24 protein-coding genes and 1 pseudogene are annotated in these 26,079 nt (G+C 61.3%); 11 read left to right on the top strand and 14 right to left on the bottom strand.

The features are described from left to right. Nucleotides 1-147 precede the first annotated feature (147 nt). Nucleotides 148-1,474, top strand: a pseudogene (hemN, locus tag EOD29_RS28045) (oxygen-independent coproporphyrinogen III oxidase). Between the two features lie 234 nt (nucleotides 1,475-1,708). On the opposite strand, the gene EOD29_RS28040 reads toward hemN, so the two are convergent. The 10 genes from EOD29_RS28040 to EOD29_RS27995 form a co-directional block, all read right to left on the bottom strand. Continuing rightward, nucleotides 1,709-3,352, bottom strand: a complete 1,644-nt coding sequence (locus EOD29_RS28040; RefSeq protein ID WP_024505576.1) for an MFS transporter — start codon at nucleotides 3,350-3,352, stop codon at nucleotides 1,709-1,711. 173 nt (nucleotides 3,353-3,525) lie between these two features. Next, the gene (locus EOD29_RS28035; RefSeq protein ID WP_024505575.1) at nucleotides 3,526-4,509 is read right to left on the bottom strand and encodes a beta-ketoacyl-ACP synthase III; all 984 of its coding nucleotides are present in this window, start codon (nucleotides 4,507-4,509) and stop codon (nucleotides 3,526-3,528) included. After that, on the bottom strand, nucleotides 4,506-5,771 hold the full coding sequence (locus EOD29_RS28030; protein WP_127248564.1) for an adenosylmethionine--8-amino-7-oxononanoate transaminase: 1,266 nt from the start codon (nucleotides 5,769-5,771) through the stop codon (nucleotides 4,506-4,508). Before EOD29_RS28030 ends, EOD29_RS28035 begins: the two co-directional genes overlap by 4 nt. Then, complete coding sequence (gene bioD, locus EOD29_RS28025; protein ID WP_063169254.1) at nucleotides 5,771-6,406, bottom strand: dethiobiotin synthase; 636 nt, start codon at nucleotides 6,404-6,406, stop codon at nucleotides 5,771-5,773. Before bioD ends, EOD29_RS28030 begins: the two co-directional genes overlap by 1 nt. Continuing rightward, complete coding sequence (locus tag EOD29_RS28020) at nucleotides 6,403-7,542, bottom strand: 8-amino-7-oxononanoate synthase (RefSeq protein ID WP_024505572.1); 1,140 nt, start codon at nucleotides 7,540-7,542, stop codon at nucleotides 6,403-6,405. Before EOD29_RS28020 ends, bioD begins: the two co-directional genes overlap by 4 nt. Further along, on the bottom strand, nucleotides 7,539-8,507 hold the full coding sequence (gene bioB / locus EOD29_RS28015; RefSeq protein ID WP_224570943.1) for a biotin synthase BioB: 969 nt from the start codon (nucleotides 8,505-8,507) through the stop codon (nucleotides 7,539-7,541). The genes EOD29_RS28020 and bioB overlap by 4 nt, the downstream gene beginning before the upstream one ends. Before the next feature lie 174 nt (nucleotides 8,508-8,681). After that, complete coding sequence (gene nadC / locus EOD29_RS28010; RefSeq protein ID WP_063169252.1) at nucleotides 8,682-9,563, bottom strand: carboxylating nicotinate-nucleotide diphosphorylase; 882 nt, start codon at nucleotides 9,561-9,563, stop codon at nucleotides 8,682-8,684. Nucleotide 9,564: 1 nt separating this feature from the next. After that, on the bottom strand, nucleotides 9,565-11,106 hold the full coding sequence (locus EOD29_RS28005) for an L-aspartate oxidase (protein WP_063169251.1): 1,542 nt from the start codon (nucleotides 11,104-11,106) through the stop codon (nucleotides 9,565-9,567). Continuing rightward, on the bottom strand, nucleotides 11,103-12,077 hold the full coding sequence (nadA, locus tag EOD29_RS28000; RefSeq protein WP_063169250.1) for a quinolinate synthase NadA: 975 nt from the start codon (nucleotides 12,075-12,077) through the stop codon (nucleotides 11,103-11,105). Before nadA ends, EOD29_RS28005 begins: the two co-directional genes overlap by 4 nt. 62 nt (nucleotides 12,078-12,139) lie before the next feature. Then, nucleotides 12,140-13,102: a membrane protein gene (locus EOD29_RS27995; protein ID WP_024505567.1), complete on the bottom strand. Its 963-nt coding sequence runs from the start codon at nucleotides 13,100-13,102 to the stop codon at nucleotides 12,140-12,142. A 171-nt stretch (nucleotides 13,103-13,273) separates the two neighbouring features. Between EOD29_RS27995 and panB the strand changes: the two genes are divergently transcribed. The 4 genes from panB (at nucleotide 13,274) to EOD29_RS27975 (ending at nucleotide 16,558) form a co-directional block, all read left to right on the top strand. Then, the gene (gene panB / locus EOD29_RS27990) at nucleotides 13,274-14,110 is read left to right on the top strand and encodes a 3-methyl-2-oxobutanoate hydroxymethyltransferase (protein ID WP_063169249.1); all 837 of its coding nucleotides are present in this window, start codon (nucleotides 13,274-13,276) and stop codon (nucleotides 14,108-14,110) included. Next, the gene (gene panC / locus EOD29_RS27985) at nucleotides 14,107-15,015 is read left to right on the top strand and encodes a pantoate--beta-alanine ligase (RefSeq protein ID WP_063169248.1); all 909 of its coding nucleotides are present in this window, start codon (nucleotides 14,107-14,109) and stop codon (nucleotides 15,013-15,015) included. Before panB ends, panC begins: the two co-directional genes overlap by 4 nt. Before the next feature lie 98 nt (nucleotides 15,016-15,113). Then, nucleotides 15,114-15,833 (top strand): LuxR family transcriptional regulator, encoded by a 720-nt coding sequence (locus EOD29_RS27980; RefSeq protein WP_063169247.1) that lies wholly within the window; start codon nucleotides 15,114-15,116, stop codon nucleotides 15,831-15,833. A 92-nt stretch (nucleotides 15,834-15,925) separates the two neighbouring features. Further along, entirely contained in the window at nucleotides 15,926-16,558 is a 633-nt protein-coding gene (locus EOD29_RS27975; protein WP_063169246.1) for an acyl-homoserine-lactone synthase, read from the top strand. A gap of 365 nt (nucleotides 16,559-16,923) precedes the next feature. Here EOD29_RS27975 and EOD29_RS37390 read toward each other — a convergent pair whose 3' ends face one another. After that, nucleotides 16,924-17,172: a DUF6074 family protein gene (locus EOD29_RS37390; RefSeq protein WP_063169245.1), complete on the bottom strand. Its 249-nt coding sequence runs from the start codon at nucleotides 17,170-17,172 to the stop codon at nucleotides 16,924-16,926. Between the two features lie 599 nt (nucleotides 17,173-17,771). Here EOD29_RS37390 and EOD29_RS27965 point away from each other — a divergent pair. The 3 genes from EOD29_RS27965 to EOD29_RS27960 all read left to right on the top strand — a co-directional run bounded on the left by EOD29_RS27965 (nucleotide 17,772) and on the right by EOD29_RS27960 (nucleotide 18,789). Next, the gene (locus tag EOD29_RS27965; protein WP_224570941.1) at nucleotides 17,772-18,242 is read left to right on the top strand and encodes a hypothetical protein; all 471 of its coding nucleotides are present in this window, start codon (nucleotides 17,772-17,774) and stop codon (nucleotides 18,240-18,242) included. Continuing rightward, nucleotides 18,235-18,369: a hypothetical protein gene (locus tag EOD29_RS37960; protein WP_256754986.1), complete on the top strand. Its 135-nt coding sequence runs from the start codon at nucleotides 18,235-18,237 to the stop codon at nucleotides 18,367-18,369. Before EOD29_RS27965 ends, EOD29_RS37960 begins: the two co-directional genes overlap by 8 nt. A gap of 174 nt (nucleotides 18,370-18,543) precedes the next feature. Further along, a complete protein-coding gene (locus EOD29_RS27960; RefSeq protein ID WP_063169243.1) occupies nucleotides 18,544-18,789 on the top strand; it encodes a hypothetical protein in 246 nt (81 codons plus the stop codon). 189 nt (nucleotides 18,790-18,978) lie between these two features. On the opposite strand, the gene EOD29_RS27955 is transcribed toward EOD29_RS27960, so the two are convergent. Further along, nucleotides 18,979-19,368, bottom strand: coding sequence for a hypothetical protein (locus tag EOD29_RS27955; protein WP_024505560.1), 390 nt, complete (start codon nucleotides 19,366-19,368; stop codon nucleotides 18,979-18,981). Nucleotides 19,369-20,074: 706 nt separating this feature from the next. On the opposite strand from EOD29_RS27955, the gene EOD29_RS27950 reads away from it, so the two are divergent. Both EOD29_RS27950 and EOD29_RS37385 read left to right on the top strand, forming a co-directional pair. Next, nucleotides 20,075-21,289 carry a cation:dicarboxylase symporter family transporter gene (locus EOD29_RS27950; protein WP_210326676.1) on the top strand — a complete coding sequence of 405 codons (1,215 nt, stop codon included), beginning with the start codon at nucleotides 20,075-20,077 and terminating at the stop codon, nucleotides 21,287-21,289. Nucleotides 21,290-21,439: 150 nt separating this feature from the next. Beyond that, nucleotides 21,440-21,745: a thioredoxin domain-containing protein gene (locus tag EOD29_RS37385; RefSeq protein WP_126057771.1), complete on the top strand. Its 306-nt coding sequence runs from the start codon at nucleotides 21,440-21,442 to the stop codon at nucleotides 21,743-21,745. 974 nt (nucleotides 21,746-22,719) lie between these two features. Here EOD29_RS37385 and EOD29_RS27940 read toward each other — a convergent pair. Beyond that, nucleotides 22,720-23,892 (bottom strand): IS110 family transposase, encoded by a 1,173-nt coding sequence (locus EOD29_RS27940; RefSeq protein WP_164763857.1) that lies wholly within the window; start codon nucleotides 23,890-23,892, stop codon nucleotides 22,720-22,722. 356 nt (nucleotides 23,893-24,248) lie between these two features. Between EOD29_RS27940 and EOD29_RS27935 the strand changes: the two genes are divergently transcribed. After that, a complete protein-coding gene (locus EOD29_RS27935) occupies nucleotides 24,249-25,250 on the top strand; it encodes a zincin-like metallopeptidase domain-containing protein (RefSeq protein WP_063169241.1) in 1,002 nt (333 codons plus the stop codon). 157 nt (nucleotides 25,251-25,407) lie between these two features. On the opposite strand, the gene EOD29_RS27930 is transcribed toward EOD29_RS27935, so the two are convergent. After that, on the bottom strand, nucleotides 25,408-26,079 hold a 672-nt coding region (locus EOD29_RS27930; RefSeq protein WP_281059234.1), incomplete at its 5' end, for a TCP-1/cpn60 chaperonin family protein.

The raw sequence follows: 26,079 nt of genomic DNA, 5'->3' as shown, positions 1-26,079 counted from the left end.
ACCATGGCACGCGCGCTCCCCGGCGTGGTTGACCCCATCCTGTCCAAACGAGACTGCGACATAAGCGGGACGCACTGACTTAGGTCAGAGACCAGGACGAGCGCGCAACGAAAGAATGATGGATCAGCGACGTGGGATGACAGCTCCTTGCACACCTCAATCCTGACAAAGTACCGGGACCCCCGGCCGCCTTGGTATACCATCTATCCGACTGTGCCAGACTTCTCTGCGGCAGTTGGTGCTGACGATTATGAGGAATGGCTGGGGGGCCTCCCGGCCGACGAATCGGTGTCGCTCTATTTCCACATTCCGTTTTGCCGATCCATGTGCTGGTATTGCGGCTTCCCTACCGCGGTCATCCGTCGCAACGGCCCGATCCTTAATTATTTAGCGGTGCTGCGTCAGGAGATCAGTTTGGTGTCGGAGCAAGTGCGGCAAGGGCTGCCGGTGAGCGATGTGCATTTCGGCGCGGAACGCCTCACCTTATCGGGCCAGCCGAGCACTTGGCGCTGATGGAATTTCTACGCCGCCACTTCGCTTTCAGCAAAACTGCTGCGATCGCCGTGGAGATCGATCCCCGAACGTTCACACCGGAAATGGCCGAAGCCCTGGCAGCTAACGGTGTCAACCGCGCGAGCATCGGCGTGCAGAGCTTTGATCCCGATGTGCAAAGGCGATCAATCGGATCCAGAGTAAGGTGCAGACGGCCGCTGCAGTCGAAAATCTCCGCCGGCATGGCGTTGGCCATATCAACTCCGACCTCATCTTCGGTCTATCGAAACAGACTGTGCAGTCCTGCATCCAGACCGCGATGGCTGCGGTCGCCATGCGCCCCAACCGGCTTGCGGTGTTCGGATACGCGCATATTCCTTCCGTGATAAAGAATCAGCGCCTAATCGAGCAGGCAGGTCTACCGGACGGTGATCTTCGCGCCGAACAGGCTGCAGCTGTCGCCGAGACACTGGTTGGCGCTGGCTACCGGGAGATCGGGCTCGATCATTTCGCTCCGCCGGACGACGAACTTGCGCTAGCGCAGAAGACCGGGCGCCTACGGCGTAATTCGCTGGGATACTCGGCCGATACTTGCAAAACCGTGATCGGCTTCGGCGCGTCGGCTATTGGCCGAGTCCGCGAGGGGTATGTTCAGAACGAAGTAACACGGGATTCTTACGCTCGGCACATCGCAAGTGGACGTCTGGCGACATCAAAGGGCCACCGTCTGACCGACGATGACCGGGTGCGCGCAGCGATCATCGAGCGACTGATGTGCGATTTGGAGGCCGACGTGCCGACCATCTGTGCCGCCCACGAAATCGAACCAGCTCGTTTTCTCGATTCAGTTGAGAGTTTGGTGACGCTGGCTGAGGAGGGGATCCTGGACGTCGAAAACGGCTTCATCCGCGTGCGGCCGGAGCACCGCTTTGTTGTTCGCGCCGTTGCTGCTGCATTCGATGCTTTTCTCGCGAATCGATGAGTTGAGGCCACGACGCCGAAAGGCATCAGACCTTGTTTGGCGCTCGTCGGCATGGGCTCTCGCAGAAGACTCCGCAAGCGTATGCAGGGGACTTCCACTTGACGCCGCGTTCACCATCATCTCGCCTGGGTGCGCGCGAAAGCGCACAACCCGGAGCACGCTGCTCTCGGTGTGAGGCTGTGCTCTGCAAAGCACCGGTGATCCACCCTGTCCCTGGACAGCAGCTTGATGGCGTCATCTTGGAGGACGAGAAAAGATTGTCGAGGTACGGGTACGAATTGCCTCGGTCGTCCGTTCAATCGAAAGCACTGTCTGCGGAGGCACCTCTCCTTCATGCAGTGACAGGAGATGCTGGGCGACTTCCTTATCTGCTGCGGTGAGTCGATGATTTAGGCGGAGAAAGTCCATCCAGGTGGGGGTGCGGAATGTCTCCGTCCAAAGTGACGGTGTTTGCAGATTTCGCTGGAGCGTCCAGTTTCGTGCACCGGCACGGCTCTGGACGTGTCGCCGCGTGCGCATGGAGCCCAGAAAGGCCTCGATATTTTCCTCCGATATCAAATACTCGACCTTGGCCACGATAGGGCCACTTCTGGGTTTCAGATCGAGAGCCACGTCCGGCGGATGAAAAACTGAACTTTCTTGGTCGGTTTCTTCCCAGGGACGGACCGGCAACACGATCCCCGCTGCTGCAACCAGCAACAGAGCGCCTGCGGCGCCCTCCAATGCTGAGGTCAAGGAATAGTTTTGCGCGACAGAACCCCAGATCCAGCTGCCAGCAGCCATACCGCCTGCGCTCAAGGCGTAGTAAATGGAGAGCGTGCGGCCTACAACCCACCTTGGGCTTGCCAACTGCACCGACACGTCAATGCCCGTCCAGGTGATAAGCCAACCCGCTCCGCCGAGCGCCAGCGAAATGGCCGCCACAGGAACCGACGATGTAAGGGCAAGGGAGAGGCAACAGACTGCACAAGCCACAGAGGCGAAGGCCACCAGCCTGTTTTGAGACGTGACCTTCCTCAAGAAGCCGTTGCCCATGCCCGCGATGAAAGCACCCATGCCGAAGCCGGCCAATAAGATACCGTAGACAATTGGCCCACTCTTCAACTGATCCCGGACCACGAGGGGGAGCAACGCCAGAATGGAGATGCTTGCCAATCCGAAAAGAGCGGCTCGGGCGGTCGCTGCCCTGATCTCCAAAGACATCGCCGTAAAGCGCACTCCGTCATGAATTGCCGTCGTCATTCTCTCACGAGGGAGAGGCGAAGAGCGGACCTCCCATTTGGTGCGCCATATCGCGCTTATGGGCGCCAGATCACTCACCGCAGCCAAGGCGAAAGCGGCCAGCGGCCCAAAGACGGCCAGGATCACGCCCCCCAAGGCCGGACCAACGCTGCGCACAATGTTGTATCCGACGGACATAAGCGTCACTGCGGCCGGAATGTCGCGTTTGTGAAGGATATCGCCGACCGAAGCGTGCCAAGCCGGATCATTCAAGGCAAAGCCGCAGCCGGCCAGGAAACCTAACCCGAGAATCAGCCAAGGACTGACAAATCCCAGACCCACAGAAATCATCAGCGTCGTCGACGCCGATGCTATCAGGCAGTGTCCCGCAAACATCACCCACCGGCGGCTGAAGTTGTCGGCAATGGCTCCGGCGAAAACTGAGAGGAAGAACACCGGCAATGTGGATGCGGCCTGGACGAGTGCCACCATGAGGTCGGACGCTGAAATCGTTGCCATAAGCCAACTGATGGCGACCGTTTGCACTAGCCAACCGAGGCTCGAAATCTGGGTGGCCGCCCAAATTGAGCGAAACACCTTGTTTCGAAATGGGGCGAGCGTCTTTGAAACGGGCGGTTGAGGATTTTCGCTCTGCATGAGGTATTGCTGGCCTTCGATGAGCGCTGCGATTTGAGCAAGCGGGTCGATACTTAGACATCGCGGAGCACCGCACGGAACCCAGCTCTATGGAGCTTGCCGGCGACTATTTACGTATTGAGCCATTCTCATAGTCTCATTCATGAGCAGTCCTGTGCGCAAGCATTGCTTTGCTAAATTCCCACCACAAGCGCGCCGCCGCTGAGACCCGCACCCGCTGCCGCCAAGAGGACTTTCTCGCCAGGCCGAAACGGCTGCGCCCGATGGGCCAGCGACAATGAGAGCGGGATCGTCGCGGCGGAAGAGTTGCCATATTCGGCGATCGTCTTGACGATCGAGTGATCAGCGATGCCGAGGTTCCTGCCGACCGCGTCGAAAATGCGCGCATTGGCCTGATGCGGCACGAAACGATTGAGGTCTTGCGGCCTCAGTCGGGCAGCAGTGAGCGCATCTCTCGAGCAGGCGGTCATCATCTCCACGGCCTTGCTGAATACTTCACGGCCGTCAGTGATCGTCATCCGTGTCTGCGCGAGGTCGAGGTCGGCATGGAACGGAGTGTTGCTTCCCCCGGCGGGAATCTGGATTAGCCCGTAGCGCGAGCCGTCGGAATCCACCGAAGCGCCGAGAATGCCTCGATCCGGGTCATCGCAAGGACTGATCACCATGGCGCCGGCGGCATCGGCAAACAGCACGGCGCTGGCGCGCTCGGCCAAATTGATGCGGTGGCTGAGGATGTTGGCGGCGATGACAAGGCTCGCTTTGCCGTGCAGGCGGGTGAACCCGTCGGCGAACATCAGCGCATAGATGAAGCCGGCGCAGGCGCCGGTCAGGTCGATCGCTCCGGCGCGGCCTAGCCCCAGCCGATGTGCGACCAGCGGCGCGCTTGGCGGCAGAAGGTGATCGGGCGTCGACGTGGCGAGCAAGAGTAGACCGACGTCGCCGCGGTCGATACCGGCATTGGTCAGCGCCATGTCGCCGGCAGAGGCGGCAAGGCCCGACAGCGTGTCTTCGTCTGTTGCCCAGAAGCGCGAGCGAATTCCGGTGCGCCGCTCGATCCAGCCGGGCTCAAGCCCGAGCCGGTCTTCGATTTCCGGGTTCTCGACCTTGCGCGCCGGCGCATGATGGCCGAAGCCGAGAACGCGCGACGATAGGTTCATGGCCGCGAGCCGAAGCGTTCGCCGGCCTCCTCTATCGCGTCATAGAGCCCGTCCAATTCGTCGCTGGTGATGCAATAGGGCGGCAGAAGATAGAGGACATTGCCGAGCGGGCGCACCAACAGGCCGCGCTCAAGGAAAAAAGCGCGCAGTTTTGGCCCGATCTCGGCCAGATAACCGGCTGAGCCGGTGCGTAGGTCGAGTGCCGCGATGGTGCCGGTTGTCCGGCAGTCGGTGAAATATGGATTGTCCCGGAAGCGTTGCAGCCCCGCGGCCTGCCTCGCGCTCAAGACCGCGATCCGCTCGGCCACCGGCTCGTCACGCCAGATCTCGACATTGGCAAGTGCTGCCGCGCAGGCGATCGGATTGGCGGTGTAGGAGCTCGAATGGAAAAACGTCTTCTTGCGATCCTCCGAAAAGTGAGCGTGGAAGATGGCATCGGTGGCGATCGTGGCGGCCAGCGGGATGGTACCACCGGTCAGACCTTTCGACGTGCACAAGATGTCCGGCGAGACGGACGCCTGTTCGCAGGCAAACATGGTTCCGGTGCGCCCCCAGCCGGTCATCACTTCATCGGCGATCAGCAGCGTGCCGGAGGCTTCGGCGATCCTCTTCAATTCGGCAAGAACCCAGGCCGGATACATCAGCATGCCGCCGGCGCCAAGCACCAGCGGCTCGACGATCAGCGCGGCTGCGCGCCGGTCGCTGCTAACGGCCTCGAACCGATCCAGCGTTTCCTGCTCGCGCCCGGCGGCCGGGAAGGGGATGGCGTCGACCTCGAACAGCAAAGGATCATAGGCGGCGTTGAAGACGCCGCGGGCGCCGACGCTCATCGCCCCGATCGTGTCGCCATGATAGCTGTGCTCCATGACGGCGATGCGCGAACGCGGCGCGCCGATGTTGCGGAAATAGCCGAGCGCCATCTTCAGCGCGACTTCGACTGAGGTCGAGCCACTGTCGGAATAGAACACCCGGTCGAGGCCGGCGGGTGCGATGCCGACAAGCGCCTCGGCCAGCCGTTCGGCCGGCTCGTGGGTGAAGCCCGCGAAGATGATCTGGTCGAGGCTCGACGCGGTCGTCTCGATGGCCTTCATGATGCGGGGGTGGCGATGGCCATGGGTGACGACCCACCAGGAAGAAATCGCATCGAGGATGCGGAAGCCGTCGGCCTTGTGGAGATAGGCGCCTTCAGTCAGCACGATTTCAGGGACCGAGGGCTCTAGCGCGTGCTGCGTGAACGGATGCCAGACTCGAGACTCCGCCATCAGTCGCCTCCGGCAATCATGGCCAGGTCGAAGCCGGAAATCATTGCATCTCTCAACGTTTCACCCGTCAGCGGACCGAGGTGCGGCAGCCTACCCAGCTGCGGCACGCCGCCGAATTCCACGATTGTCCTTTGTGTATCGGCCACCTCTTCGCCAATGAAGGCAATGCCGATGAGCGGGATGGAGCGGGCTCTCAGGGCCTCGATCGACAACAGCGTATGATTGATGGTGCCAAGCGCGGTGCGGGCGCACAGTATGACCGGCAGCCGCCATTGTTCAAATATGTCAATGAACCTTGTCTGTCGATTGAGCGGCACCATCAGCCCGCCGGCGCCTTCGATGACGAGCGGTGTCGGCAGGACCGGAAATGAAAGATCGTCGGCCTCGATCGCGACGCCGTCGATTTCGGCTGATCGATGCGGCGACAGCGGCATCGTCAGTCGATAGACTTCGGGCAGCACGCGTCCGTCGGGCAAGCCGGAAAGCCGGGCGACGACCTCGCTGTCGGTCTCCTCGTTGAGGCCCGATTGCACCGGCTTCCAGTAGAAGCCGTCGAGCAGCCCGGCAAGTCCGGCCGAAAACACTGTCTTGCCAATTCCAGTGTCTGTTCCGGTGACGACGATGCGTTTGGTCATGCTGTGGCCAACACTCCGACGAGAGCCTCGACCATGGCGGAAATGTCGGCTTCGTCGACGTTGAGAGTCAGCGAAATGCGCAGGCGCGACGTACCCTCAGGCACTGTCGGCGGGCGAATGCCGCGTATGTCGAAGCCGCGTGCCTGCAGTCCTGCCGCCACCGCCATGGTGCGGCTGTTATCGCCGATCACAAGCGGCTGGATCTGCGAGCCGCTGGGCATCACGCCGCAGCGTTCGGCCAATTGCCGGCTCGCGAAAGCGACACGCTCGTGCAACTGAGCACGACGCATAGGCTCGTCAGACAGAATAGTCAGCGCCTCACGTGCCGCGACTGCCATCAGCGGCGATGGTGCGGTCGCATAGATGAATGGCCGGCACCGGTTGATAAGATAGTCGCACAGTGTTCGCGGTCCGGTAACGAGCGCGCCGGATGCGCCAAGCGCCTTGCCGCATGTGTGGAGCGTGACGATGTTGTCGCGGCCTTCATACGCGGCGGCCAGTCCCCGGCCGTCCGGTCCCCAGACGCCGGTGGCATGCGCTTCATCGACGACGATGAATGCCTGGTACCGATCAGCCAGCGCGACCAGGCTCTCCATCGGCGCACGGTCGCCATCCATGCTGTAAAGGCTTTCGAAGGCGATCCACACCCGCCCCATGCCGCCTTCGGCGCGCCAGCGGGTGATTGCGTCCTCGACAGCGTCGACGTCGTTGTGCGCGGCCAGCTTGAACTCAGCGCGCCCGGCCTGGGCACCCTCATGCATGCTGGCATGAGCGAGCTCGTCGAGGACCAGCAGGTCGCCTTTCTGCGGCAGGGCCGTCAGCAGAGCGAAGTTGGCGATATAGCCGCTGCCGAAGAACAGTGCACGCTCGGCTCCGAAAAATGCCGCTGCGTCCGCCTCCAGTTGCTCATGTTCCGGTGCATTGCCGCGCAACAGCCGCGATCCGGTGGCGCCCACTGGCGTGCCCCGCGCAATCGCCGTCGAAACCGCATCGCCCAGTCTTTTGGAGGCGGCAAGTCCGATATAGTCGTTCGACGAGAAGTCGAGCCCGGCGCGCGGTGCGAGCGTCCGCAACCGGTCCTTGCGCCCCAGTCCCCGCAAGGTTGCGTCATAGCGGGCAAGAATTGCCTCCTTCATTGCGTGGCGAGTTCCATAGGCTCAATGCCGAGGCGCCGGAACAGAAGGGTATCCTTGTCCTCGCCGGGATTTCCCGCCGTCAGCAGCGTGTCGCCGACAAAGATCGAATTGGCGCCGGCAAAGAAGCACAGCGCCTGCGTTTCGTCGCTCATCGCCGTCCTGCCGGCGGACAGCCTTACATAGGATTTCGGCATCATCACCCGCGCGAGCGCAACGATGCGGACGAAATCGATCGGATCGATGGCGTCGGCCGCGGCAAGCGGCGTGCCTTCGATGGGAATAAGCATGTTGATCGGCACGCTTTCCGGCGGCTCGGGCAGGTTCGCGAGCGTGACCAGCATGTCGATGCGATCGGTCTTTTCTTCTCCCATCCCGACAATGCCGCCGCAGCAGACTTTCATCCCAACCGCGCGCACGTGCCCAAGCGTTTTCAGCCGGTCGGCAAAAGTCCTGGTTGAAATAACCTCGCCATAGTAGCGCTCAGAGGTATCGATGTTGTGGTTATAGTAGTCGAGACCGGCCTGCTTCAGGCGAGCAGCTTGCTCAAGATCGAGCATGCCGAGCGTCATGCAGGTCTCCATGCCGAGGGCCTTGACGCCCTCAATCATGGCGACCACAACGTCCATGTCGCGCTCCTTGGGACTTCGCCACGCCGCGCCCATGCAATAGCGCGTTGCGCCGCCATCACGCGCCTTGGCCGCTTCGTCGATGACATGCTTGACGTCCACCAGCTTCGACGCCTTCACACCGGTTTCGTAATGCGCAGACTGGCTGCAATAGCCGCAATCTTCGGGGCACCCGCCGGTCTTGATGCTAAGGAGCCGCGACAGCTGCACTCGGTTTCGATCGAAGTTCTGGCGGTGGATCGTCTGAGCCAGGAACAGCAGATCGTTGAATGGCATGCCGTAGATGGCCTCGGCCTCTTTGCGGTTCCATCGCGGAGGCGTTCCGTCGACCGATTGCATGGTCTGGTTCACGTCGAACTCCGAGTTCATTCCAATCGTCATCGTCAAACCTTTGTTTGCTAGTCCGGTACGCCTTCTTGGCTTTGGGGCGCACTCGCTAAAGGCGAGCTGCGGCACGTCTTTCCAGCACCTCCTACGCCTGCCGAGCTGATGTTGCTCCTCACGCCGTAATCCTCAGTTCAAGTGCTTGCAGATGTTCTGGTGGTCCGGCATGTCCAGGCCGATGTCGAGGATCGGGGCGCTGTGCGTCAGCCAACCCATGGAGATGAGATCGACACCGGTCGCCGCAATCGCCGCCGCCGTTTTCGGCATCACCCGACCGGACGCCTCGGTGATCGTACGGCCATCCACTATAGAAACCGCGCGGGCAAGATCCTCGACCGACATATTGTCGAGCAGCACCGCGTCAACACCAATCGCGAGCGCTGCATCGAGCTGCTTCAGCGTGTCGACCTCGACCTCGACCTTCACCATATGCCCTGCTGCGGCGCGCGCCCGCTCTATTGCTGTGCGCATATCGCCGGCGATCGCGATGTGGTTGTCCTTTATGAGCACGCCGTCATCGAGGCCGAACCGGTGATTGGCACCGCCGCCGACGCGCACGGCGTATTTCTCCAATGCCCGCAGCCCGGGCGTCGTCTTTCGCGTCGATACAATCCTCGCCTTGTGACCGCGCACGGCCTCAACCATGGCCGCTGTGGCAGTGGCAATGCCGCTCAGCCGGCATAAGAAATTGAGGGCCGTGCGTTCGGCCGTGAGCAGGCCTCGTGCGGGTCCGGACAATCTTGCAATGGTTTCCCCGGCCCCAACCTCGCTGCCATCAGGGCGCCAGATCTGGATGTTGATCGCCGGTTCCACGAGAAGGAAGGCATACGAGACCAGATCGAGCCCGGCAACGACGCCCGCCTGCCTCGCTTTGAGCACCAACGTGGCAGTGCAATCATACGGGATAACCGCATCGGTGGTCAGGTCGCCGGATCTGCCCAGGTCTTCGAGGAGCGCAACGCGCACAATCGGTTCGATCAGGGTCGCGGGGAGGGGGGAGAATGAAGTCATATCAAGTGCTCCGTATGGTAGCCCGGCAATCGAGTGCGGCCGCGGCCCGCATTGCGCTGTGCAGTGTCAGCCGTGATGGGCGCACGTTGGCATCGTGGAGCGGGAAATCGGACCGACAGTGCGCGCCTCGACTCTCTTCCCGCCTCAGGGCCGCCGCGGCGATCATCAGTGAGACCAAAGCCGGACCAGAGGCAGCGACACTATTGGCTGCGATCGGCAGCAGGGTCGCCACCGCTTCGCGCATTGCCTCGCCGTCGCGGATGATACCCAGGGCGGCGGAGACAATCGGGCGGACCACGGAAGCGTCTGGTCGTGGAGGGACGAATGTGGAGCATCTGCGCGGTCGCCGGGTATACGACGTGCCGGCAACGCTTTCGGCAACCCAGCTCGCGGTGACCGCCGCTTCGGTGAGCGAGTTGCTGGCCAGGCGGTTGGCGCCGTGCAGGCCGGTACAGGCCACCTCACCGCAGGCCCACAATCCCTCGATGGAGCTGCGGCCGGCGCTGTCTACGGCGACGCCGCCCATGTGATAATGTGCCGCCGGGCGCACCGGGATCAGGTCGGTCGCTGGGTCGATTCCTGCGCTCCGGCACAATTCGGCGATGCCTGGAAAACGCTTGCCAAATCTCGGGCCGAGACTTTGCCGTGCGTCCAGGAATACGCGGCGTCCAACGGCAAGCTGGTGCCAAATGGCGCGCGCTACGACGTCGCGAGGCGCAAGTTCACCGCCAGGTGTGTCGGCGAGGAAGCGCTCTCCTCGCTCATCGATGAGCACCGCGCCTTCGCCACGCACGGCTTCGCTCACCAGCGGCATCGGCCGGCGCGGACCGTCGAGCGCAGTTGGATGGAACTGTATGAATTCCAAGTCGGCGAGTTCCGCCCCCGCCCATGCGGCGAGCGCCAGCCCGTGACCCCATGAGCCAGCGGGGTTTGTCGTGTCGCAAAACAGCCCGCCGACGCCGCCGGTCGCCAGCACCGCGCGACGCGTGGGCAGAGCGAGCGCGCCGGCTCGTCCTGCTGCGACCACGGCGATGACCGACCCGTCCTGCACGACCAGCCGGCGGACCTCCACATTTTCGATAATGGTGATCGAGGCTGTACGCCGAACCGCGGCGACGAGCGCGCGCACCAACTCGCGACCGGTGGCGTCGCCGGCTGCATGCACAATCCGCCGTCGCGAGTGTGCCGCCTCGAGCCCAAGTCGCAACGCGCGGTCAGGGTGCTGGTCGAAGTCGACGCCGAACCTTTGGATCGTCCTAATCGCTTCGGGTGCAGCTCGTACCACTCGCCGCACCGTGGCCTCATCGCAGAGTCCGTCGCCGGCAGCTATCGTGTCGCAAAGGTGAAAATCTGGGCCGTCGTCGCCCCCGAGACTTGCCGCAAGACCGCCCTGGGCAAGTTCACTGCAGGCTCCGGTTCCAAGCGGCGCGTTGGTCAAAAGCACGACCGGTTCCGGCGCCAGATGAAGCGCCGTCATCAGGCCGGCAATGCCGCCGCCGATGACGACCGGCGCCCCCGCGATTTCGCGAACCTCCAGACTCATAGGGAAAGCATGCGCTCGACCGCGCGGCGGGCGGGGCCGGCAATTTCGGGATCAATCCGGACCTCATGCCGGTTCTGCTCGAGTGCGGCGCGAATGTTGGCCAGGTTGATGCGCTTCATGTGCGGGCACAGATTGCATGGGCGAACGAACTCGACGTCGGGATGCGCGACCGCGACGTTGTCGCTCATCGAACATTCGGTCAGAAGGACGACACGCTTCGGTTTCTCACGCTCGACATAATCCGACATCGCCGCGGTCGAGCCGGAGAACTCCGCCTCCGCGACAACGTCTGGTGGGCATTCTGGATGGGCCAGCACGATGACGCCTGGATGGGCATCGCGCAGTTCCCGGATGTCTGCTGCGGTGAAGCGCTCATGCACCTCGCAATGGCCTTTCCAGGCGATGATCTCGACGTCTGTATCGGCTGCCACGTTCCTCGCCAGATATTCGTCCGGGAGCATCAGCACACGCGCCACGCCAAGCGATTCCACCACCGCCTTGGCGTTGCCGGACGTGCAGCAGATGTCGGACTCCGCTTTTACGGCGGCGGAAGTGTTGACGTAAGTAACAACGGGGACCCCCGGATACCGCAGCCGCATTAGCCGCACGTCGTTTGCCGTGATCGATTCGGCCAGCGAGCAGCCGGCGCGGAGATCCGGGATGAGCACGGTCTTGTTCGGATTGAGCAGTTTTGCCGTCTCGGCCATGAAATGAACGCCGGCAACCACGATGATGTCGGCGTCGACCGTCACCGCCTTGTGGGCCAACGCCAGGCTGTCGCCGACGATGTCTGCCACGCAATGAAAAATTTCGGGCGTCTGGTAATTGTGCGCCAGCACCACCGCATTGCGCTCACGCTTCAGCGCTAAGATGGCTTCAATATCGCCGGCGAACGCGGGCCATTCAACGGGTGGGATCACCCGCCGGACACGCTCATACAAGGACGCAGCCATAGGTAACGCCCCAGTCATTGGCGCCTCGATTATATTCGGTTTGACAATAAGGGAATATATCTACCTTGACTATAAGTATGTCAAGCCCGCGCCAGCGGTAATTTTGTCCCGGCGATAGCCCTGTCGTCGAGGACGGCATGCCGGAAGCGATAAAGCTTCGCCGGTCGGCCGCCCGTGTCGAGGGAGGTCTCCCCGGTCTCCTCAACAAGTTCCTGCTGCTCGACCAATCTCCGGAAGTTCGGCTTGTTGATCAGCCTGCCAGCCAAAGCTTCCACGGTTCGCTGCAGTTGCAGCAGCGTGAAGGAAGGCCGCATAAGCTCGAACACGACCGGCCGGTATTTGATCTTCGAACGCAGCCGCGCGATCCCGGTTGCCAGAATACGACGGTGGTCAGCGACCATTGGTTTGCCAGCCGCGGCCGCAATCGCGTCCCTGCCGCCACCGGCCTCCTCAATCAGAGCAGCTTCATAGAGCAACTCGTAGCGTTGGAGCGTGAGTTCCTCGTTCCAATGGCGGTCGTCGAAGCCGAAGGCTATCGCAGCGCGCTGCCGGCGCTCGCGTTGAGTGGTCGGCTCGCTGGCGCCGCCGGCCCACTCAATCAGGCGGGGCCGCAATCTATCGAGCAGCACAGGCGGCGTGCCGAAGCGGTGGTCCTCCCAGGGAAAATATTCGTACCAACTTTGCCAGCCGCACGCGGCCGAGTTCGTTGCCTGTTCCTTCCTGGTCAATGCGAGATAGCTGATTGAGATGACGCGCTGGTGGCGCTCAGTGCCGATGCGATCGCGATCGGCGAAGGTGTAGAGTTGCTCGATGTATCCAAGTGCATGGCCGGTCTGCTGCTCCACCCACCCCCTCAAACCCGACTGCAGTGATCGATGCTCAAGGGCAAAAGGTCCAGAAGGGAGGGTGTCCGCATGACCGACTGTGAGGACACAGGGCTCACTGTCGTTTACGGCGACCACGACGGCAGTCAGGTCCACTTTGGCTTCGTCAGCTTTGACGGCGGCTTTGCCTTTCTTGGTTCTTCTTGTCTGAGGATCCATGTTTGCGAAAGCGGGTTGGCCCAACGGAGCGCCTTAATCGATTGAATGTAACCTTGGAAGCCAGCACGTCAACACCGGAGTACTCAAGCGCTGTTTTTAGCTCTTCGCAGTCGCACAAAAATATGCCAAACGCGACACCCGCTGTTGGTAACGTAAGGGAAGGGGCCTCGGTTGAGCGCGGCTGGTGAGATAAAAGGGATGACTCCTCCAGATATTCGATCGCGAAAAGGCCAGACGCCACTTGTATGCTTGACGGCCTACACCACGCCGGTCGCGAGGCTGCTCGATCGCCACTGCGACATCGTTCTTGTCGGCGACAGCGTCGGCATGGTGCTGCACGGCCTGTCGTCGACGCTGGGGGTCACGCTCGACATGATGATCATGCACGGACAGGCCGTTCGCCGCGGCCTTGAACACGCGCTGATGGTCGTCGACCTGCCCTTCGGTTCCTACGAGGAAAGCCCAGAGCACGCTTTCGGCAACGCTGCGCGCGTGATGGGTGAGACCGGTTGTTCAGCGGTAAAGATCGAGGGCGGCGAGACCATCGCGGAAACCATCCGCTTCCTTACCGCGCGCGGCGTACCTGTCATGGCCCATGTGGGCCTGACGCCGCAGGCGGTAAACACGTTTGGAGGCTATCGTGTGCAGGGCCGGGGAGCCGATGCAGAGCGGATCAGGCGCGACGCCAGGGCGGTAACTGAAGCTGGCGCCTTCTCCTTGGTGCTGGAAAAGATACCGGAGCAGCTTGCACGGCAGATAACCGCCGATATCGACATACCCACCATCGGCATCGGTGCCTCGCCAGCTTGCGACGGCCAGATTCTGGTGAGCCACGATATGCTCGGGCTCTTCACCTCATTTCGGCCGAAGTTCGTCAAACGCTATGCCGAGCTCGGTGAGCAGGCTGAGGCGGCAATCGCCGCTTACGCCACCGATATGCGGAACCGGCACTTTCCGGCGGTCGAACATCTCTATGTCAACGCCTTGAAGGCCGGTGACTTCACATGAGCGTGCCGATCGCTCGAACCGTGAGCGAGCTGCGCGGCGTCGTTGCGCAATGGCGTCGCTCGGGTGCCACGATCGGTATTGTGCCGACCATGGGAGCCTTGCACGACGGGCATCTGAGCCTCGTGCGGAAGGCGCTCGAAAGGGCCGAGCGGGTGATCGTGACGCTGTTCGTAAACCCCAAGCAGTTCAACAGCCCCGCCGACCTGATTGCCTACCCTCGGACGGAAAGCGACGATGCTGCCAAGCTCGCTCTGCTGGGCACGCATCTGCTCTATGTGCCGGACACAGAGGAAATGTACCAGGTGGGCTTCGCCACGGCCGTTTCAGTGTCCGGCATCAGCGAATGCCTTTGCGGCGCATTCCGGCTCGGCCATTTCAATGGCGTGGCGACGGTCGTGGCCAAGCTCTTCCTGCAGGCCGGCGCTGACTTCGCCTTTTTTGGCGAAAAGGATTTTCAGCAACTTCAGCTTGTCAGGCGCTTGGTCCGGGATCTCGACATTCCGATCACTATTGTGCCCTGTCCGACAGTCCGCGAAGCCGATGGTCTTGCGCTATCGTCGCGTAACGTGCGGCTCTCCCCAGCCCAACGCGCCATTGCCCCAAAACTAGCATCGGTCCTGCTCGATACGGCCGAGCGGCTTGCACGCGGCTCCCCCATCCTGCCTACGCTTGATGAAGCGCGTGCAGCAATTCTGGCTGCCGGCTATCGCGAGCTCGAATACCTGGAGCTTCGCGGAGAAACAGACCTGCAATCGTTAGCAAGCCTTGACCGACCGGCACGCTTGCTTGCTGCGGCTTGGCTTGGCGACACGCGGCTCATCGATAACGTCGCAATATCACCCATCGGTAGTTGGTCAGGTGGGCGGAGCTCTCTCCAATCGGAAGCAGCACAGCAATTGCGGTGATGACGGCGGCGCGTCGTATGCCCTGCAGGGACAGGCCATCATTTAGAACCACGTCTCCGTCGGCTTCCAGCAACCTCCGCGAGGTACGCTAAGCGCAGATGCATCGCGTATTTGAAACCTTGGTCGAGCAACTCTCTGCAAGCGTCGATGCCGTCGATCTCCATGAGGCAATGGCGTCCGCCGCAGCCGGGTTCGACTTTCCGCTCTTCGCTTATTTCACCTACCCATCCGCTTCCGGCGACAGGCCGCGATTGATCTCGAATTATCCATCATCATGGACATCACATTACCTGCAACAGCGCTACCACAGCGTGGATCCCGTGATCCTGCGGGGACTGCGGGGCTGGGATACCTTCGACTGGGGTGTGGACCGCGATCACCGTTATTTGCCGACCTCTCAGCAGGAAGTCCTGGAAAAAGCAGCTGAGTTCGGCATTCGCGGCGGACTGACCATGTCGATGCATGATCATCGCGGCCGGTTCGCCGCACTGACCTTCGCCTCCAACGAGGCGCATCCGCCATTTCTGAGGTCGCTGACGCGCTACGAAAAAGCAATGCAACTGGTTGCGATCAACGTTCATATCCATGCCCGGCGCAGGCTCGCCGAAGATTGCGTGGTAGATGGCATAATGCTCACCCGGCGGGAGTTCGAGTGCCTGAAATGGGCGGCGTGCGGCAAGTCGGCCTGGGATATCAGCCAGATTCTCGGTGTCTCGAAACGCACCGTGACCTTCCATCAGGAAAACGCCAAGGCGAAGCTTGGCGTGCGAACCATCAACCAGGCCGTAGTGCGGATGGCTGCTCGGGCGAGATCCTGATCCTCTCCAAGTCTAGCTGTAAAGGTCTACAGGCTGCATTCATGACGGCTTTGCCCTTCGATTGCGTGGACACATCCCGCACGGAGACGACAATGATGCAGCTGATAACACCCGACTGCTACGCCGAGTTTGCGAGCGAACTCAAGGAAATGCACGGACTTAGGTATCGGGTTTTCAAGAAGCGGCTCGATTGGGAAGTGCAGACCGAAGGCGAAATGGAAACGGACTCGTTTGACAGCCTGAACCCCGTCTACCTGCTTCTCAAGGGGTCCGATTGGCGAACTTGCGGCTGCGTCCGCCTTTTGCCGACCACCGGACCGACAATGTTGCGCGATACGTTTCCGACGCTGCTGGATGAGATGGTGGTCCCTGCGAGTGCCGATATCTGGGAGAGTAGTCGTTTCGCGCTCGATCTCCCTGCGACAGCGCCGAAGGCAGCTGGCGGCCTGGCCCAAGCAACCTACGAGCTCTTCGCGGGGATCATCGAATTCGGCTTGGCCAACAATCTCTCCGGGATCGTAACGGTGACAGATACGCGCATCGAAAGGATCCTTCGTCTCGCGACCTGGCCGTTGTCACGTATCGGACAGCCCAAGCAGGTCGGCAACACCGAGGCAGTCGCCGGCTTCCTCGATATTTCCTACGCCAGTCTCTTGCGCATCCGCTGGAGGGGACGCCTCAACGGGCCGGTGTTGTGGCAACCAGTTCTCATCCAATCGGCATAGCGCCTGCGGATGCTCAGCCGTGACTTGAGTTAAGTCTGCTCACGGCCGCCACCGCCGCCGTGAGGGTGAGCGGACCCGCCCCACGAGCTTTCGACTGTTCCGGTCGATTGGCTCGCGCGGCCGGACTTTGGATTTCCGTAGGCGCAACCCGCAGTCCAGCGTGAGCACGCCAAAATGGCGCCCCTCCGCTTCGTCCAAAGAAGCCAACGTGGCTTCTGAGGTCGTCTTAGAATATTGGACCGGCCGCCGTGAGCGATCGCAACCTCAAAGCTTTGCCGGTATGCCGGTTTGGCCGGACCGTCGGCCAGTCGGAGCAGTCCCCCGATAAGGACCCGAGCTGACGCGCGGTCCAACAGCGCCCGAGCCTATGCTTTGTGCATTACCGTTCGGTTGGCCATGTCGTCCAAGACCGCATGAAGAAGGCTTCCAACCTCCTGCGCAGCGAGCTCTGGCGCAATTCCTACATCGGACAATTGAATGAGCATTTTCTTGGCGGCACAGCGCCAGAACGCGCTCGCCGCCTCGCCGTTCTTGGTCTCGAGGGCCTGGGCGATACTTTCGACCAATATACGTCGCCGATGCAGCGGAAATACGCAAATGTTTGATTCATGCATCAATCACCTCACAGATTCAGTTCCACAAAGAAAAACACCGGCGTCTTCAAAAGAGCCCCGCTAGCGCGGTGACGGTTCGCGGCGACATGACGAGTTCCACTTCCCCATCGACAAGCCATTGGGAGATGAGCCGCCGGACCGCATATCCGGGACCGCACATAAGGTGAACCACCATTGCTCATCCGGCTGCATTTTCCTGGGCCGTTCGACGAGGCGTTCCAGCCGAATTGACGTCCAATGACTTGATCTCTGAAAGGGCAGGGCGGTACGAATCACCCGACTGTTCCGCTGCTTACATTCCTGCGAGCTTGTGTATGAACGATTAAAGCGTGCCCGAGCCGTTCTTGGTGGCCGCCGCAGAAGGGAATCATGTCATCCGCTGCCTATCGTAGGCGGCGCGACTTCTAGCATGACTGCACTGCCCCGACAGGGCTTTGCAATCGCGCGTTTCGAAGCCTATGCTTTGGCATCGGCCGGCATTTACTTCGGTGCAGCCGACAGTAAGACGTACGCGCTCTTGCCCCGTTGGAAGAGAGCCTTGCCCGATCCCTCTTTCGCGACCAGGTGCTGAAGCCCTCACCCCGCAGGACTTCGCGCTTTTGCGACCATCGCTGCATCACGTCGAACCGGGCATCAAGGACAAGTTGGAGGTCGCGCATCAGCCGATCAAGAACGTATATTTTCCCGAGAGGGGCATCGCGTCGGTGGTCGCCACCATGACCGGCGGGCGGCAAGGTGAAGTCGGCATTGTCGGCTATGACGGGATGAAAGGAATTGCCGTCATTCTCGGAAAGGAAAGCACTACCTGGCGCCTGCCGGTTGAAAACCTTCGCCCTGCGATTAGCCCGTCGCTTCGCACCTCAGTGCTGGACTATGCCCACGCGTTCCTCGTCCAATCATGCCGGACGGCACTGGTCAATGGCCACTCCAAGGTCGAAGAACGGCTGGCCCGCTGGCAGCTGATGGTCCACGACCGTGCGGAAGGAGATAAGATCCTCCCGACGCATGAATTTCTGGCGACCATGCTCGCGCCCACCGCCCGGGGTCACCACGGCCCTGCAAATGCTTGAGTATCGAGGACTGGTGCACGCCAAGCGCGGCGAGATCACGATCATCGACCGTGCCGGATTGATAAAGCTCACACATGGCGCTTATGACAAGGAGGAGCAGCGTTATTTCGGCCTGGCCGCTGCCTGAAGCATGTCGGTTGAAACGGGTTCAGCCGACGTCTCCTTGCCCCTCACCAGGTCGCCCAAAAGCATCAGCGGTTTTGAACGAATCGCAGCGATTGTCCGCAATCGGACATAGGCTTGAAGGCGGTCGAATTCGTGCCATAAGTCGGGTTGGTCAGGGTTCAGGGAGGAATTCGTCATGACCAATTCGTTTCACACCGTCACCGTCGAAAAAGCCGCAGAAGCCTATGTCCTTTCCAGGGGAAGGGTCCGCTTTCTCTCCATGGCGCAGGCGATCCGCGCCATCCGAACACTAATGCCGGCATGCAAGGCCACCGACCGCGAGTTGGAGGAACTGTTGGCGGCCGCTTCCTTCGTTCATGGCGTGCCCGTCGCCTTCGACACAAAAACAGCCGATGGTGTAGAACCACGGCTGCATTCCTAAGAGGGCATGCCGCGCCATGCAGACTGTCAGAGGGCATTCGTCAGATGGTAGTCCGCTAACTTAACTGCAGAGTCTAAAGGACGTGTTCCAGCATTGCGAACTCACCGATCGCTTTGTTGCCAAAGCTGCCAGCAAGCGATCGCCTCATCCAGCCGTTTGCACCATCTCATCACAGACATCATCGCGATGCTACCTGTCCAGCATATGTCCAGCATTTCGCAAGGCGGCCAGAAGGAGCCTCGCATAGCCTGTGACATCGATCTGGGCCTGCATCGAAAGGGGCATGCTGGTCCAGTTCTCCAACGGTGCAATGAAAGGTGAGAAGGTGCCATTGACAAGGCAACAACAGCTAACAAGGCCCTCTCGGTCCAATGCCACCACACCGATCTTGTCGCCTGGATATCCAATGGCTGCGACTCGCTGGACCTCCAGGTCACCGTCCACCCGCACGTCAAAAAGAAGGCTACCACGGCTCCTCGTGGCTATCTCAGCCGCCTTCTCATCAAAGCTTGAAGAGAGCAAGCGGACGCTTTCCACCGCCATCTGGAAAATCACCAAATCCAGTTCATTCACGGCCATATGGGCATTTCCGCGCAACGGGTGGTGATTGCAATGACACATACTGCTTGTTCACAGATGTCGGTCACGAACGATCATTCGTCGGGTTCCGGTTCCGACCAACGGTGTCGCCACCTGATCGTGCTGCGGTTCGAACCTTCCGAACGCGAGCCGAGCGCGCTATGAGGTTGGAGTCTAGGTCTCGGACCCTGCCTCGCGGCCTGCTCATCTTTGGCAGACCCGTTGCAACGCCGCCGCGATGGCGCAAACGCCAGATGACGCTGATCCATCGCTTGATCGTGAACTGAGCTTCTGAACACCATTGGGACAGCAGGGTGGAAGGGCTTGACCAACGCTGCCCCCGTTTTCCAAGAGGACCCGTCCTCGATTGAATCTTTCGAGCCCCGTGCAGCGCGCAGCCAAATGATGACCATCTGGACCCAGCTCGCAGACCGCAAGGCAAAGAGGGAACCTTCCAGGCAGCCAAGCTGCGTCGACGCAAAGAGCGGCCTTTGGAGTTCCCAGAATCGACCCTTCCATAGTTGCGACAGGCAACCACTGCACGAGTGTGGGAGAGCGAATCGCAAGCATTGCGTGAGGTCCTGCGCGTTTTCCCCTCTTGCTATTTGGCACATCGTTTGCGCCGAAGTGGGCGCAGCGTTCGACCGGAGCACTGCATGGGAGAGGGAGGAGCCCCACCCCGATCCGGTCAAGGAGAGAGACGGTGTTGGTTCCAAGAGTTCCCCGCGCGATCTTAGCGCCCCGCAAGCGCCATTTTGCCCGGACCTACGTGCAGGTACTTGCCGCCATAATCCTGGGTGCCGCAATCGGCTATTTCCATTTGGAGACCGGCCACAGCCTGAAGCCGCTCTGCGATGCCTTCGTCGATGTCGTCAAGATAATCACCGTACCTGTCATCTTCCTGACAATGGCGACCGGCATTGCCGGCATGAGCGATCTGCAGAAGGTCGGCCGAGTTGCCGCCAAGGCGATGGTTTATTTCCTTACCTTCTCGACGCTAGCACTCCTTGTCGGGCTGATTGTCGCGAATATCGTTCAGCCTGGCGCCGGCCTCAACATCGATCCGGCCTCGCTCGATGTCGAAGCCGTTAAGGGCTATGTGGCCACGGCTCACGAGCAGTCCGTGACCAGCTTCCTGATGAACATCATCCCGTCAACGATTGCCAGTGCCTTCGCGGAAGGCGACATCCTGCAAGTCTTGTTCCTCTCGGTCCTGTTCCTCTCGATCCTGTTCGGCGCGGTCTGCCGCTACAACGGCCGCTCGCTCTTCTCTCTCGTCCGATACATCAAGGACGAGCTGCTGCTCGCAATGTCCTCCTCAGAGGCCGCGCTGGCCTCGCTCATGGAGAAGATGGAAAAGGCCGGCGCCACGCATTCGGTCGTGGGTCTCATTCCATTCAATCTGGACGGCACGAATATGATGCTCGCCGCCCTTTTCATCGCCCAAGCGACGAAAACTGATCTCCCGATCGGCTGCCGGATCCTCATGCTGTTTGTCGCATTGTTCCCTTCGAACGGAACAACCCGCATTACCGGTGCAGGCCTCGTCACAATGGCTGCAACGCTCTTTCTTGTTCCGGCCGCACCGGTCACCTCCGTGGGGCTTATTCTTGGCGTCGATCAGCTTATGTCCGAATGCCACGCGCTGACGGTTTTTCTCCGCAGCGTAGCGGCAACGCTGGCTGTCACCCGGTCCGGGGCGAGCGGGATAAACGACGATTCGGGGAGCGCCTCACTAGCGGACCGTTCAGCGCTCTGGCGGTGGACGGTCAAGTCGCCCGGCGTGGTGAACACAATTCCCCGTGCGAACGACGCTCAGCTATTGGGGTGGACCCGATGGCGCAAAGCCGTATTTGAGAAACCGCCAGATCGCACCGGCACCTGTGCGCCTGTAGCAACTGCGGGGCACGATCAAAACTGACCCATTTTACACCAAAAAGGCGGCCGTTGCTGCCACGCCGTCCATGGATTGGAGACTCATGTCTAAGCCGACTGCCATCACTGTCGCAGCTCTTCTTTTACTCCTCGCCTTGCTGGCGAGCCAATATAGCGCGAACCTGCACCGGCAGGCGTGGTCGACCGACAGGCAAAAGTGGAGCGGCGCATTCGACAACGATCTCCTTCGCCAATCGCCGGCAACCCGCAAGGCGATGCCGTTCTGGTCATATTCAATGACTACCACAACTGTCCGCATTGCAGACTGGCTGATATCAACTACCAAAAAGCCTTCAAGCATGAGCCCAATCTGAAGCTTGTGATCAAACAGTTCCCGGTCCTGGGACCGGATTCCCAATTCCCAGCCTTCGCCGCACTCGCCTCGAGAAAACAGGGAAAGTTCGACGAATTCCACCGCGCCCTTATGATTTCCCCCAGTTGAAGGGTCACTCTCAAGATCGCAGCGCGTGTAGGCCTTGACGTTGAGCAGCTCAAGCGGGAATGCAAGATCCGGCCATCGCAGATGAAATGCGCGCGTCCGCGCACTCGCGAAAGGTCTGCACTTAGACGGTACGCCCGCGTTGGTGGTCGGCGATATAGTGGTCGCCGACCTTGTGGACATGGCCAGCTTGCAACGCTTGCATCGCCGATGCGCGCTCAAAGCGTGCTGGCTCTCGTGCGGGGCAGCATCTGTAGACCGGCCACGCTGTTGTTGCCGGAGCGTGCCGTTTGTGGCAGCTGGCTTTGCTGTCGCTCCTCGTAATCTTGTTGCGGTCATCCAGCTGCCGTGGGCGCCAACAACAATCCTGAGCGCCCGCGCCTGAAGTCGCTGGCCGGGTGCTCGTGAACCGAGCCCGCTTTTCTTCGGCAAGCTCAGGCGGTCTTGGCCCTGCGGCATCGCCCCCTGGCGCGGGGCAGCCTTCGGCTGCTGACGGTCGCCGGCCTGTCGGCCGGCGTCTTTCTATTGTGGCCTTCCCCCTGGCGCAGGGTGGGCAGCACTCCCTTCTAGGCCCGCCGCGGCGTCCCGCAACCCTTCGCTTGTCGCTTTCGGGTCCTCCACTCCGTTCCGGTCCTGCTGATGCAGTCCGCCTCCGACGGCGGGCCTTTCCGGTCGCTTTTGCCGCCCACCCCGCTCACATGGGGACTTTGTCGTCAAGGCTGTCTTCGCATATCAACCTCAATGCGTTTTGATCCAAGGTCTGAGCCTGTCGTCTTGGCGCGGTGACAACACCGGTCCAAACTCACATACGGTCGCTGCGCTGTGGCAGCTGCACCAACATCCCGCTTTCGTCGGTAAGGCTCAGGGGAACGCGACCAGTCTTCCGGACGGCATTTATGCCAAGTGGGGTGGGAGGTTCGTTCGCCCTAGATCAGCCGGGAGCGATCAATCCCGGCGGATGGAGAAGAGTACGTTGATCATGCTGGCTTCATGACCGCGCCCTCAATGACAGCACCATGATGAACATACTTCCACAGCGCGATCAGAAGTTTTCTCGCGAGTGCAATGATGGCCGGCTTGCGGCGCCTGCCACCGTCGAGCGCGACCCGCTCCTGGAACCATTGGGCCAAAGCCGATCGAGGTTGATGCAAAAGCCAGAACCACGACAACTGCACCATTACGGTCCTCAGCCTCGGATTACCTGCCTTCGATACGCCTTGTTCCCGGCTGATTGATCCGCTTTGCCACGGTGTCGGTGTCAGACCGGCATAGGAGGCAAGCTGCCTTCGATTCGCAAATTCGCGATACAGACCCTCGGACCAAAGCACCTCGGCAAAGTCGGCTCCCACGCCGCGAAGTTGCTTGAGCATCGACATTCCACTGGCGACTTTTGATAGGTCGCATTCGTTGCGAGCCACTTCGTCACGTGCTGCCTCCACCTCCTTGATTTGCCGAAGCACGAGCTCGATCCGGTCCAGTGCACGGACAATTTCCGCTTTGAGATGCGACGGCAGTTCACGACCGTCTCCAGTCCTGACTTCTTCCAGTCGAATGCGCCGGTCCCGCTTCAGCGGCTCAAATCCCACGACGCCCTGCGAGAACAAGAGCCCTTTGACGCGGTTCACGATCTTGATCCGCTCAGCGATGAGAGCGCGTCGCTCACGGCTGTTGCGCTTTCGGTCCTCTTCGTCGGGCGATGGCGGAACGACCATGGCGCATACCCGCGGCTCGCCGCGCTTGTAGGCAAGTAGGGCGCGAAGGAGGGTCTCGCCGTCCAGCTTGTCTGTTTTCGCCCGGCGTTTCCTGCGTGACGTGGCGATGGATGCTGCATCAACCACATGGCTTTCAATGTCTTCAAGCTCAAGGATCCGATGTATCCAGAAGCCGTCCAGGCCAGCCTCCTGGATTGCGATCACCGGCACGTCACGGCCTGTTCTGCGGCGAACCGTCGCCTTCAACTGGCGGACAAGGTCCAACAGTCCGGCCGTATCGCCGGCCTTGACGGCGCGCTTTGACATCTTCGCTCCGTTGCACGGCAACAAGCTCGTCACCAACCAGGTCGAGCGACTGAGTTCCAGGGACAGGAAGATAGCGCCGAGCGTCGTATGGACCGCACCGGTTTCATTCTCAGTCGCGTTTTCAGTCTTCATGTGTCCTTTCCCTCCAAGTTCTTCATGAGCAATATGCCGGTCAAGGCGAGCTGATCGCAGCTGCGGTCATCGCTTCGCGATGTGGTTTTGATTGTTGCCCGCCTCCGCTCGCGGGGTGGGCGACGCTCCTTTCTAGGCCCGCTGCGGCAGGCCGCAACGTTCGCTCCGCTCACGTCCTCCACTTCGTTTCGGCCCTGCGGGTGCGGCCTGCCTCGTTCAGCGGGCCAAGCCAGTCGCTTTCTGCCGCCCACCCCACTCACGGGGGCAGGCACGCGAGATTGGGATCGAGCGCTGCCTTCACCGCCCCATGGGATCTTCCGGGGAGGGCGCGCGATTGTAGAGCGGAGGACATCACGATGCGTGCAAACAACAAACGTTGCGGCAGCCGACAGGCTGGCGCAGACAGTGGCGGGCGCACCGGCGCCAGCCTTTATCAGGAAATCACCGACCGCATCATTGCCGAACTGGAGCGCGGCACCGTGCCATGGGTCAAGCCGTGGGGCAGGGCAAGGACAGGCCTCGGCCTGCCGCGGAATGCGGCCACCCAGCGCCGATATTCCGGCATCAATATCCTGATCCTGTGGGGCGCGGTCATCGAGCGCGGTTTCCCCAGCCAGAACTGGCTCACCTTCCGGCAGGCGCTTTCGCTTGGCGGCAATGTCAGGAAGGGCGAGCACGGCACCACCATCGTTCACGCTGACCGCTTTGTTCCCAAGAACGAAAAGCAACGCGCCGACACCGATGGCGACGAACCGCAGGCGGTGCCCTTCCTGAAGCGCTTCACCGTCTTCAATGTCGCGCAGTGCGATAATCTGCCCGAACATCTTTACGCCGCCGGCGAGCCTCTGCCTGAGCGCGAGATGGTCCCGCAGGCCGAGGCGCTCATTCATGCAACCGGCGCTGATTTTCGCGTCGGCGGCGAGCGCGCCTTCTACATGCCCGGCAGCGACACCATACAGGTGCCGCCGCAGCCGGCTTTCTTCCACCAGATCGACTATTACCGGACCTGCTTTCACGAGCTTGGCCACTGGACCGGCCACCCGAGGCGACTCGCGCGCGACCTGTCCGGCTCCTTCGGGTCCAACACCTATGCGCGCGAGGAACTGGTCGCCGAAATCGCATCAGCCTTCATCTGCAGCAGTCTCGGCATCGAGCCGACCGTGCGCCATGCCGACTACATCGGCTCATGGCTGACGGTTTTGCGCGAGGACAACCGCGCCATCTTCCGCGCCGCAAGCCATGCCTCGAAAGCCGCCGATTTCCTGCTTGGCCGCAATGTCGATGTCGAAGGCGAGGCACATGCCGAAACCGCCTATGGGAGCGCGCAATCCTCACACGCGACCGCCTTGCGCCTCTGATGACGCAAAGCCGCGCGCAACCAACTCGACAGTTCTTTTGAGGTTGCCCTAACGCCGATGGCCGGCGTTGGCGTCGATCGTTCATCGGACCGAGGTTCGCAAAAAAAGAGGGCGGCATTGATGCCGCCCTCTCGTTGCGAAAGCTGCCAGAGCTGGATTAGAAATCCATGCCGCCCATGCCGCCCATGCCGCCGCCGCCCATGCCGCCAGGCATGCCGCCGCCAGCCGACTCCTTCTTCGGAGCCTCCGCGATCATGGCTTCGGTGGTGACCAGCAGGCCGGCGACCGAGGCCGCGTCCTGAAGAGCCGTACGGACAACCTTGACCGGATCGACGATACCCATGGCGATCATGTCGCCATACTCGCCGGTCTGGGCGTTGTAGCCGAAGGTCGCGCCCTTGTTCTCAAGGATCTTGCCGGCAACGATCGATGCTTCCGCACCGGCGTTGGCCGCGATCTGGCGGGCCGGAGCCTGCAGCGCACGACGCACGATGTTGATGCCGGCGGCCTGGTCGGCATTGACGCCGGTGGCCTTGATGTTGGCCGAAGCGCGCAGCAGCGCGACGCCACCACCAGCAACGATGCCTTCTTCGACGGCCGCGCGGGTCGCGTTGAGGGCGTCATCGACGCGGTCCTTCTTTTCCTTGACTTCGACTTCCGTCGCACCGCCGACGCGGATCACCGCAACGCCGCCGGCGAGCTTCGCCAGACGTTCCTGCAGCTTCTCCTTGTCGTAGTCCGAAGTGGTCTCTTCGATCTGCTGCTTGATCTGGGCAACGCGGCCCTGGATCTCGGCCTTCTTGCCGGCGCCGTCGACGATGGTGGTGTT

The organism is Mesorhizobium sp. M1A.T.Ca.IN.004.03.1.1 (assembly GCF_003997555.1).
GTDB lineage: Bacteria > Pseudomonadota > Alphaproteobacteria > Rhizobiales > Rhizobiaceae > Mesorhizobium.
Note: the sequence above shows the minus strand (reverse complement) of the source record. Positions and strands in the feature narration are given on the sequence as shown.

Coding starts and splice junctions, on each gene's coding strand:
- EOD29_RS28040 (WP_024505576.1), bottom strand. CDS start 3,352: ATGCAGAGCGAAAATCCTCAACCGCCCGTTTCAAAGACGCTCGCCCCA.
- EOD29_RS28035 (WP_024505575.1), bottom strand. CDS start 4,509: ATGAACCTATCGTCGCGCGTTCTCGGCTTCGGCCATCATGCGCCGGCG.
- EOD29_RS28030 (WP_127248564.1), bottom strand. CDS start 5,771: ATGGCGGAGTCTCGAGTCTGGCATCCGTTCACGCAGCACGCGCTAGAG.
- bioD (WP_063169254.1), bottom strand. CDS start 6,406: ATGACCAAACGCATCGTCGTCACCGGAACAGACACTGGAATTGGCAAG.
- EOD29_RS28020 (WP_024505572.1), bottom strand. CDS start 7,542: ATGAAGGAGGCAATTCTTGCCCGCTATGACGCAACCTTGCGGGGACTG.
- bioB (WP_224570943.1), bottom strand. CDS start 8,507: ATGCAATCGGTCGACGGAACGCCTCCGCGATGGAACCGCAAAGAGGCC.
- nadC (WP_063169252.1), bottom strand. CDS start 9,563: ATGACTTCATTCTCCCCCCTCCCCGCGACCCTGATCGAACCGATTGTG.
- EOD29_RS28005 (WP_063169251.1), bottom strand. CDS start 11,106: ATGAGTCTGGAGGTTCGCGAAATCGCGGGGGCGCCGGTCGTCATCGGC.
- nadA (WP_063169250.1), bottom strand. CDS start 12,077: ATGACTGGGGCGTTACCTATGGCTGCGTCCTTGTATGAGCGTGTCCGG.
- EOD29_RS27995 (WP_024505567.1), bottom strand. CDS start 13,102: ATGGATCCTCAGACAAGAAGAACCAAGAAAGGCAAAGCCGCCGTCAAA.
- panC (WP_063169248.1), top strand. CDS start 14,107: ATGAGCGTGCCGATCGCTCGAACCGTGAGCGAGCTGCGCGGCGTCGTT.
- EOD29_RS27980 (WP_063169247.1), top strand. CDS start 15,114: ATGCATCGCGTATTTGAAACCTTGGTCGAGCAACTCTCTGCAAGCGTC.
- EOD29_RS27975 (WP_063169246.1), top strand. CDS start 15,926: ATGATGCAGCTGATAACACCCGACTGCTACGCCGAGTTTGCGAGCGAA.
- EOD29_RS37390 (WP_063169245.1), bottom strand. CDS start 17,172: ATGCATGAATCAAACATTTGCGTATTTCCGCTGCATCGGCGACGTATA.
- EOD29_RS37960 (WP_256754986.1), top strand. CDS start 18,235: ATGCTTGAGTATCGAGGACTGGTGCACGCCAAGCGCGGCGAGATCACG.
- EOD29_RS27960 (WP_063169243.1), top strand. CDS start 18,544: ATGACCAATTCGTTTCACACCGTCACCGTCGAAAAAGCCGCAGAAGCC.
- EOD29_RS27955 (WP_024505560.1), bottom strand. CDS start 19,368: ATGGCCGTGAATGAACTGGATTTGGTGATTTTCCAGATGGCGGTGGAA.
- EOD29_RS27940 (WP_164763857.1), bottom strand. CDS start 23,892: ATGAAGACTGAAAACGCGACTGAGAATGAAACCGGTGCGGTCCATACG.
- EOD29_RS27935 (WP_063169241.1), top strand. CDS start 24,249: ATGCGTGCAAACAACAAACGTTGCGGCAGCCGACAGGCTGGCGCAGAC.